The 9,511-nt window shown below is 52.8% G+C and carries 8 protein-coding genes; 5 read left to right on the forward strand and 3 right to left on the reverse strand.

The features are described 5' to 3' along the window. The first annotated feature begins 95 nt into the window (after window positions 1-95). Window positions 96-2,486 (forward strand): glucose/quinate/shikimate family membrane-bound PQQ-dependent dehydrogenase, encoded by a 2,391-nt coding sequence (locus tag QQZ17_RS11425; protein WP_152405840.1) that lies wholly within the window; start codon window positions 96-98, stop codon window positions 2,484-2,486. A 55-nt stretch (window positions 2,487-2,541) separates the two neighbouring features. Here the strand turns inward: QQZ17_RS11425 and QQZ17_RS11430 are convergent, their stop codons facing one another. From QQZ17_RS11430 to cueO, 3 genes are all read right to left on the reverse strand, one after another. Next, window positions 2,542-3,846: a glycoside hydrolase family 28 protein gene (locus tag QQZ17_RS11430; RefSeq protein ID WP_284554135.1), complete on the reverse strand. Its 1,305-nt coding sequence runs from the start codon at window positions 3,844-3,846 to the stop codon at window positions 2,542-2,544. Window positions 3,847-4,122: 276 nt separating this feature from the next. Further along, window positions 4,123-4,644: a hypothetical protein gene (locus tag QQZ17_RS11435; protein WP_152405842.1), complete on the reverse strand. Its 522-nt coding sequence runs from the start codon at window positions 4,642-4,644 to the stop codon at window positions 4,123-4,125. Window positions 4,645-4,807: 163 nt separating this feature from the next. Further along, the gene (cueO, locus tag QQZ17_RS11440; RefSeq protein WP_152405843.1) at window positions 4,808-6,367 is read right to left on the reverse strand and encodes a multicopper oxidase CueO; all 1,560 of its coding nucleotides are present in this window, start codon (window positions 6,365-6,367) and stop codon (window positions 4,808-4,810) included. 165 nt (window positions 6,368-6,532) lie between these two features. On the opposite strand from cueO, the gene QQZ17_RS11445 reads away from it, so the two are divergent. The 4 genes from QQZ17_RS11445 (at window position 6,533) to QQZ17_RS11460 (ending at window position 9,317) form a co-directional block, all read left to right on the forward strand. Further along, window positions 6,533-6,880 (forward strand): YacC family pilotin-like protein, encoded by a 348-nt coding sequence (locus QQZ17_RS11445; RefSeq protein WP_001295568.1) that lies wholly within the window; start codon window positions 6,533-6,535, stop codon window positions 6,878-6,880. A gap of 104 nt (window positions 6,881-6,984) precedes the next feature. After that, window positions 6,985-7,851 carry a polyamine aminopropyltransferase gene (gene speE / locus QQZ17_RS11450; RefSeq protein ID WP_152405844.1) on the forward strand — a complete coding sequence of 289 codons (867 nt, stop codon included), beginning with the start codon at window positions 6,985-6,987 and terminating at the stop codon, window positions 7,849-7,851. Window positions 7,852-7,866: 15 nt separating this feature from the next. Next, entirely contained in the window at window positions 7,867-8,661 is a 795-nt protein-coding gene (gene speD / locus QQZ17_RS11455) for an adenosylmethionine decarboxylase (protein ID WP_042323781.1), read from the forward strand. Between the two features lie 212 nt (window positions 8,662-8,873). Then, window positions 8,874-9,317: an NUDIX hydrolase gene (locus QQZ17_RS11460; protein ID WP_152405845.1), complete on the forward strand. Its 444-nt coding sequence runs from the start codon at window positions 8,874-8,876 to the stop codon at window positions 9,315-9,317. Window positions 9,318-9,511 lie beyond the last annotated feature (194 nt).

Below are 9,511 nucleotides of genomic sequence, written 5' to 3' on the forward strand. Positions count from 1 at the left end.
TCTTAATAAAGCTCATTTTGTGATGACGATCACACTTGTTAAATCCTATAATTAATTGCTACTAAAAAATTAACAAATTGAGATGGTGTATTTTTATGGCAGATAACAACGCACGTTCACCGCGACTCCTCGTGGTGTTAACGGCCCTCTTTGCAGCGCTTAGCGGGTTGTATCTCCTGATCGGCGGAGGCTGGCTGGTCGCCATTGGCGGCTCCTGGTACTATCCGATCGCCGGTCTTGTCATGCTGGGTGTCGCCGTTATGCTCTGGCGCAGTCAGCGTTCCGCACTGTGGCTCTACGCCGCCCTGCTCCTCGCAACCCTGCTCTGGGGCGTCTGGGAAGTCGGCTTCGACTTTTGGGCACTCACGCCGCGCAGTGACATCCTGGTCTTCTTCGGCATCTGGCTGATTTTACCGTTTGTCTGGCATCGCCTGATTGTTCCTTCCCGTGGTGCCGTAGCGGCACTGGTGGTGGCCCTGCTGATTAGCGGAGGGATCCTGACCTGGGCGGGTTTCCATGACCCACAGGAAATCAACGGCACCCTGAGCGCAGACACCACTCCGGCCGACGCTATCTCCACTATCTCCGACAACGACTGGCCGGCGTATGGTCGTAATCAGGAAGGTCAACGCTTCTCGCCGCTCAAGCAGATCAACGCCGACAATGTCCACAACCTGAAAGAGGCGTGGGTGTTCCGCACCGGTGACCTGAAGCAGCCTAACGATCCTGGTGAGATAACCAATGAAGTCACGCCGATTAAAGTCGGCGATACGCTGTATCTCTGTACTGCCCACCAGCGTCTGTTCGCGCTTGATGCGGCCACCGGGAAAGAGAAGTGGCATTTCGATCCGCAACTGAATACCAACACCAGCTTCCAGCACGTTACCTGCCGTGGCGTGTCGTATCATGAAGCGAAAGCCGATAATGCCACACCAGAAGTCATTGCCGACTGTCCGCGCCGCATCATCCTGCCGGTGAACGATGGTCGTCTGTTTGCGGTGAATGCGGAAACCGGCAAGCTGTGCGAAACCTTTGCCAACAAAGGTATTCTGAATCTGCAAACCAATATGCCGGATACGACGCCGGGGCTGTATGAGCCAACGTCACCGCCCATCATCACCGATAAAACCATCGTGATTGCCGGTTCGGTTACCGATAACTTCTCCACGCGCGAAACCTCGGGTGTGATCCGCGGTTTTGACGTCAATAACGGCACGCTGCTGTGGGCCTTCGATCCCGGTGCGAAAGACCCGAATGCCATCCCGTCCGACGAACACGCGTTTACCTTTAACTCGCCCAACTCCTGGGCCCCGGCGGCTTATGACGCGAAGCTGGATCTGGTCTATCTGCCGATGGGCGTGACCACACCGGATATCTGGGGCGGTAACCGCACGCCGGAGCAGGAACGCTATGCCAGTTCGATTGTGGCGCTGAACGCCACCACCGGTAAGCTTGCCTGGAGCTATCAGACCGTACACCACGACCTGTGGGATATGGACATGCCGTCCCAGCCGACGCTGGCGGATATCACCGTCAAAGGTGAGAAAATCCCGGTCATCTACGCGCCAGCCAAAACCGGTAACATCTTTGTTCTCGATCGCCGTAACGGCGAGCTGGTCGTTCCGGCCCCCGAAAAACCGGTTCCGCAGGGTGCCGCCAAAGGGGATTACGTCAGCAAAACGCAGCCGTTCTCTGAACTGAGTTTCCGCCCGAAAAAAGATCTGACCGGGGCAGATATGTGGGGCGCTACCATGTTCGACCAACTGGTGTGCCGCGTGATGTTCCACCAGATGCGCTATGAGGGCATCTTTACCCCGCCGTCTGAACAGGGCACGCTGGTGTTCCCGGGCAACCTCGGGATGTTCGAATGGGGCGGTATTTCGGTCGATCCCAACCGTCAGGTGGCGATAGCTAACCCGATGGCGCTGCCGTTCGTTTCTAAGCTGATCCCACGTGGTCCGGGTAATCCGATGGAACCGCCGAAAGATGCGCAAGGCACGGGTAGCGAATCCGGTATTCAGCCACAGTACGGCGTGCCGTTTGGCGTCACGCTGAACCCGTTCCTGTCGCCGTTTGGTCTGCCGTGTAAGCAACCGGCCTGGGGGTATATCTCCGCGCTAGATCTGAAAACCAACGACGTGGTCTGGAAAAAACGCATTGGTACGCCGCAGGACAGCATGCCGTTCCCGATGCCGGTTCCGGTACCGTTCAATATGGGTATGCCGATGCTGGGCGGTCCTATCTCCACGGCAGGCAATGTGCTGTTTATTGCTGCCACGGCGGATAACTACCTGCGCGCTTACAACATGAGCAACGGTGAGAAACTGTGGCAGGGACGTCTGCCAGCCGGTGGACAAGCCACGCCGATGACCTATGAGGTGAACGGCAAACAGTATGTCGTGATTTCGGCCGGAGGCCACGGCTCGTTTGGTACGAAGATGGGCGACTATATCGTGGCTTACGCGCTGCCTGACGACGCGAAGTAACGCAGTCTATTTTGTAGCAGAGACAGCGTGGAGACCCCACGCTGTCTTTTTTATGTTAGCGATTATCAAACGTATCATTCACACCGTCATTTTCACCCGCCGCAGAGACAACAACGTCATCAAAGCGCAAATGATTGACCGCCACAATACGGCCAAACTCTTTCGCCTCGATCCGACAATGGCTAAACCGAATGTCCTCCATCGGTTTCTCCGCAAAGGCCACCAGATCAAACGCGCGCGCCGGTAAGCGATAATCCGCCGCCAGCGTGGCATCGACATGGCTGATACGGATATTACGCACTTTGGTCATCTGTAAATTTTCCGGGATCTGCCTCGCCACCGCCTGCCAGGCTTCGGGCAACTCAGCAATATTGTCGAACCGTTTGCGGTTATAGGCGTTGTGCCAGTCCATAATCCAGGAGAAAGGAAATTGCACATTACGCATCCGCAGGTTTTCCACGACCACATCTTCAACAAACCCTCCCCGCTCCTTCGACGACTTCATGCGCAGCCCGCAGTCAGAGTTTTCGAAGGTAATATCGTGCACGTAGACGTTACGTATACCGCCGCTGACTTCACTGCCCAGCGTCACGCCATAGCCCGAGCGAATCACACAGAGGTCAATTTCAATGTGTTCGGCGATCCGCCCCACCCGATACCCATCCCCATCGCGACCCGACTTGATCACGATGCAATCGTCGCCGCATGACACATCACATTGCGTGACGCGGACGTGGCTTGAGGAGTCAATGTCAATGCCGTCCGTGCTTGGCCCGTGGTTATCACGAATGGTGACCCCGCTGACGATTACGTTATCTGCATAGGTTATCTGTAAATTCCAGAACCCGGCACGCTCAAAGGTTAAATCGGTAATCGAGACATGCTCTGCTTTGTAAATCAGGCAGGCGCGCGGTCGCTTAATGAGATAGTCCGCAATCCAGCGCAGCCCTTTGTTATCATAATCAACCCGCAGACCGCTCGCTTTATCCGGGCCGCAGTAGAGATCCCACCAGTGGGCGCCCTGACCATCGATCCTGCCATGTCCTGAAATAGCAATGTTGTTCACCTCAATGGCATTCACGATCGCCGCAGGCCACATCATCTCAACGCCTGCCACACGCGTCGGGATCTCCGGATAGTCGGCAATATCAGTCGACCCCAGTAGCGTCGCTCCCTGTGCGAAATGGAGTCGGCTGCCTTCCTTCAGGAATAACGAACCGACCAGGTAAGTTCCCGGAGAAATCACAACGGGAACCCCCTGTACCGCCCCGCTATCGATGGCGCTTTGCAGCGCCCGGGTGTCTTTGACGAGGCCATCGCCCCTTGCCCCAAAATCTTTGACATCAAGTTGTACGGACATGAATTCAATCCTTCTCTCTCATGGCGTGATGGGCTAATGCCACTGAATTTATTCAGCGTCGCTTCCCTTTCCCGCATTTATCCACAATTTAACGAATAGAGATATATCAAATAACGGCAGGAATCACCATTTACGAGGGTAACAATGTCTTATGCAGGTGAATGATAAATATGATGAATAATAAGAAAAAAGGGGAGGATTATCAGAAGCGAATATTCAGGAAAAACAAAACGCCCGCAATAATCGCGGGCGCTTGTTGATATTCAGCAATAATGATTAGTCAAACTTCAGCGACATTAGCGACGCTTTTGCAACATCCTGATACTGATCAACCAAATCCTTCGTCATATTAAAGGCGACCTGGACGGCTTTATTGTCTTCGCTGGTAATCAGCATCAGATTCAGAATTTCACTGTCTGCGGCCTGGGAGCGGAAAGTCAGTAACCATGCTTTATGCCCGTCAACCGTAACCGATTCTGCCTCCGGTTTGTAGTTGGCTAACATTTTCAGCAACGCATCTTTCATCATATCCACCTGTGCGGCTGGCAGCGCGCTGCGGCCAGCAGTCACACCCAGAGAGACTTTACCTCTTTCATCGCCATAAATGATCTGTGGACGATTCTCGGACGGATACTTAATTTTCGCCATTTCAGCCGACATTGGCGTTAGCGTTTGCGGAATTTCAATGCTTAACTTCAGCTCAGGAAAGTTTTTACGCTCCATGTCCATTCCAGCATGGGCTGAAATCGCCACTAACATAGCAAAAGATGCTGCCACCATTTTACGGAAAATATCCATTTTTCACCTCAGAGTTCACGATTAGTTTGCGCAAGTATATCCGGTGACATCTGTAAAGATAACGACCAAAATCTATTTTCAGAGATTACAGATGAGAATGGTATTATTCCTATCTCTATTGGAGAGCGATATCCGAAAAAAACAGAATCGCCCTCCGTACCGCTTATACCGTAAAGCCTAACATCATTCCGGTATCTTCATGCTCCAGCAGGTGACAATGCGCCATATAGGCGTGTTCTTTCGGCGCAGCGTGTTCAAATTTTACTAACACCTCGCTAATGCCGCCTTCCACCCGAACGGTATCTTTCCAGCCCGTACGATGTGCTGCTGGTGTCTGACCATTCTCAGACAAAATACGGAACTGCGTGCCGTGAATATGGAACGGATGCAGCATCATATCGCCCACGCCAGAAATCACCCAGCGTTCAACCGTTCCTCTGCTCGCCGCAAACATCGGTTTGTTCATATCAAAAGCGATATCGTTAATCTTATTGGCATTGTGGAAATCAAATTGACCGCCGTGATTCATATGACCCATGTCACCGTGCTGCATGTTGCCCATATGTCCCTGCATCTGCCCGTGCGCCATCCCGCTCATCGCCTGGTCGCCGTACTTTTTCATCAGCGACTGCATTCCCATCATGTCGAGCATCGGGTCCATTGACAGTTGCAGATTACGCACCGTCAGCCCGTCAACGGAAGGCAACGCGGGCATTACGCTGAGAGTGTCCGGCAATGTACCAGAGGCGTTTACGGCAATCGGCTGAATACGCATGACCGGATGCGGCTTATCAAACGGCGCAATCGCCATCCCCATCTGACTAACCGGCAGAGTCAACAGATCAAACGGTTTACCGTCGCTGACGTCCACCAACACTTCAAAACGCTCGCCCATCAGCACGGGCAGTTCGTTGACTTTTACCGGTTCCGCCAGCAATCCACCGTCACTGGCGATGACGTACAATGGACGTTGATCGCTGGCAGCAAAATTGAGTGAACGGGCGTTACAGCCGTTGAGCAAGCGCAGACGCAGCCAGCCACGCGGCGCAGCATGTTGAGGATAAAGGGCTCCGTTGGTCAGCAGCGTATCGCCAAACCAGCCTACGGCAGCCGCCATCACATCAAGCTGATAATCAATCTGCCCGGCAGCATTAAACCGTTTGTCCTGCACGATGACCGGTACATCGTCGATCCCCCACTGCTTCGGGAGCAGCAGCTTGTGAATCTCTTCATCCTCAATCAGAACCAGACCCGCTAAGCCCATTGCCACCTGACGCCCGGTTTTCCCATGTTGATGGGGGTGAAACCAGCAGGTCGCCGCCCGTTGTTGCGGCGTAAACGTGACGGTACGCTTCCCGCCCGCCGGGATAATCCCCTGCGGCCCGCCATCCACTTCACCCGGCACTTCCAGTCCATGCCAGTGCAGCGTGGTCTCTTCATTAAGCTGGTTATGGATATCCACCGTTACCGCCTTGCCTTTTTGCAGCTTCAGCGCGGGCCCGAGCAGATTGCCGTTATAGCCCCAGGTGGTTGCCGTTTTTCCAAAGAAGGTCGACTGGCCAGTCTTCGCCATCAGCGAGATATGGTTACGCGCGTCGGCGGTAAGCAGTTCGGGAATGGGTAGTGCGGGGCGTTCGGCGGCAAAGACGGCGCGGCTCCAGAGCGGTAAGGCTGACGACAGCCCCAGTGCCACAGAATATTTTAAGAAATCACGACGTTGCATAATTATTTCCTTATTTTGCTGCAGGCGAAATAAAGCTAATCTCTGAGCATAGACCCTCCCCTTACGGCAAGGTCAAGCCAGGAATATGACTTAATACATAATAAAAGTCGTCGCTTCGCCTCCAGTATGCTAACGTTTACTTTCCGTGATGCAGTGGTAGAAGCAATGAAGACGTTTTTCAGAACCGTGTTGTTCGGCAGCCTGATGGCCGTATGCGCAAATAGCTATGCGCTTAGTGAATCTGAAGCCGAAGATATGGCCGATTTGACGGCCGTTTTTGTCTTTCTGAAAAATGACTGCGGCTACCAGAATTTACCCAACGGGCAGATTCGTCGCGCACTGGTCTTTTTTGCTCAGCAAAACCAGTGGGACCTCAGCAACTACGACACCTTCGATATGAAAGCCCTTGGCGAAGACAGCTATCGCGATTTAAGCGGCATCGGTATTCCTGTTGCAAAAAAATGCAAAGCGCTGGCGCGCGATTCCCTGAGCCTGCTGGCTTACGTCAAATAACCTCCCGTCCATATTGCTGAAATAATGACCGTGCATCAACGGTCATTGTTAGCTATGATGTTGCGCCCTTTTTTTACGGGTGTTAACAAAGGAGGCATCACCCCATGGCCGAAAAAAAACAGTGGCACGAAACGCTACACGACCAGTTTGGGCAGTACTTTGCCGTCGATAATATTCTCTATCACGAGAAGACCGATCATCAGGATCTCATCATTTTTGAAAACGCCGCCTTTGGTCGCGTGATGGCGCTGGACGGCGTGGTGCAGACCACAGAGCGCGATGAATTTATTTATCATGAGATGATGACTCACGTTCCGTTGATGGCTCACGGTCATGCAAAGCACGTGCTGATTATTGGCGGCGGTGACGGTGCGATGCTGCGTGAAGTCACCCGGCACAAAAACATCGAAACCATCACGATGGTGGAAATCGATGCGGGCGTCGTCTCGTTCTGCCGCCAGTATTTACCCAACCACAATGCCGGCAGCTATGACGACCCACGCTTTACGCTGGTGATCGACGACGGCGTGAATTTCGTCAACCAGACACAGAACACGTTTGATGTGATCATCTCCGACTGCACCGATCCGATCGGCCCCGGCGAGAGTCTGTTCACCTCGGCATTCTACGAAGGCTGCAAGCGTTGCCTGAATCCAGGTGGGATCTTTGTCGCTCAGAACGGCGTCTGCTTCCTGCAACAGGATGAAGCCCTCGACAGCCACCGCAAGCTCAGCCATTACTTTGCCGATGTCGGCTTCTACCAGGCGGCGATCCCAACCTACTACGGCGGCATAATGACCTTCGCGTGGGCGACGGATAATGAAGCGCTGCGCCATCTGTCGACCGAAATCATTCAGGCGCGTTTTCACTCGTCCGGCCTGAAGTGTCGCTATTACAACCCGGCAATCCACACGGCAGCGTTTGCCTTACCTCAGTATCTGCAAGATGCGCTGGCGACAGCGTCGTCCTAAGGAGAAGATAAGAAATTGAAAAAACTGAAACTGCATGGTTTTAACAATCTGACCAAAAGTCTGAGTTTTTGTATTTACGATATCTGCTATGCCAAAACCGCCGAAGAGCGCGACGGATACATCGCCTATATCGACGAACTCTACAACGCCAACCGCCTGACCGAAATTCTGTCAGAAACCTGCTCCATCATCGGCGCCAATATCCTGAACATCGCCCGTCAGGATTACGAACCTCAGGGTGCCAGCGTCACTATTCTGGTGAGCGAAGAACCTGTCGATCCACGACTTATTGATACAACCGAGCATCCCGGCCCGTTGCCGGAAGCGGTGGTCGCCCATCTCGATAAGAGCCATATCTGTGTGCATACCTATCCGGAGAGCCACCCGGAAGGCGGATTATGCACCTTCCGGGCCGACATTGAGGTCTCAACCTGCGGCGTGATTTCCCCGCTGAAGGCGCTGAATTACCTGATCCACCAGCTTGAATCCGACATCGTGACCATCGATTACCGCGTGCGCGGCTTTACCCGTGATATCAACGGGATGAAGCACTTTATCGATCATGAGATTAACTCCATCCAGAACTTTATGTCCGAAGATATGAAGTCGCTGTATGACATGGTGGATGTGAACGTGTATCAGGAAAATATCTTCCATACCAAAATGCTGCTCAAAGAGTTCGATCTTAAGCACTACATGTTCCACACCCGGCCGGAAGAGTTAACTGAGGCAGAGCGTAAAGAGATTACCGCTGCGCTATGGAAAGAGATGCGTGAGATTTACTACGCGCGCAATATTCCGGGCGTTTAAGAAAACCATCAGGAGCGCGTCGGCGCTCCTGAACTTGAAATAATAGAATCAGCCGGTCTCTGAAAAGAGGCTGTCATTGGCTCAATAGACGGTGTAACACAGCCGCCAGTGCCGACGGATTTTCCCAGGACATTGAATGTCCGGCTTCTGGCACGATGGCGACAGACATCCCCCTATCGCTGACATACTGAAAGTCACTGTAAGGAAACATAATGCGTACGCGTCCATCATCACGACTTATTATTCTCTCTTCCGAGAACAGGGTTCTGCTTTTTCGTTTTCATCATGAAGATGATGCGCTGAGCGGACGTACCTACTGGGCAACACCGGGTGGCGGCGTTGAGGAAATGGAAACGTTTGAACACGCCGCATTACGGGAGCTGCGTGAAGAAACAGGGTTGATAAGAGGATCCGCTGGGCCGCAAATTGCCTCCCAAACCTTCACCATGATGTTACCTAACGGAGAGACCGTACTGGCAGATGAACGTTTCTTCATTATCCGTGTAGAAAGTCAGGAGACCGATGACTCCGGATGGAGTGGCAATGAACAAAAAGTGATTCGCGGGCAGCACTGGTGGTCGATAGAAGAGCTCAGGGAAACAAAAGAGACCGTATTTCCTCGCGAGTTAATCATCGAGGTACTTGAGATGTATTAGCTCAAACTTGATCTGACAGTTTTCACTGGCAGCACACAATCAAATCTGACAGTCTGCTGTGAGCGAGATATAGTCATTCGTACCCTGAGAATTACACTTTGAAGTGATTCAGGGTATGCGCTTACTGGTTACGAATATTGAGCGAGAATCATGTGATGATCGCCGCTTTTCTTTCGAGCCAGTAGGTGCTCCAC

It is taken from the genome of Citrobacter sp. T1.2D-1, from assembly GCF_950098555.1.
GTDB classification, from domain to species: domain Bacteria; phylum Pseudomonadota; class Gammaproteobacteria; order Enterobacterales; family Enterobacteriaceae; genus Citrobacter_A; species Citrobacter_A telavivensis.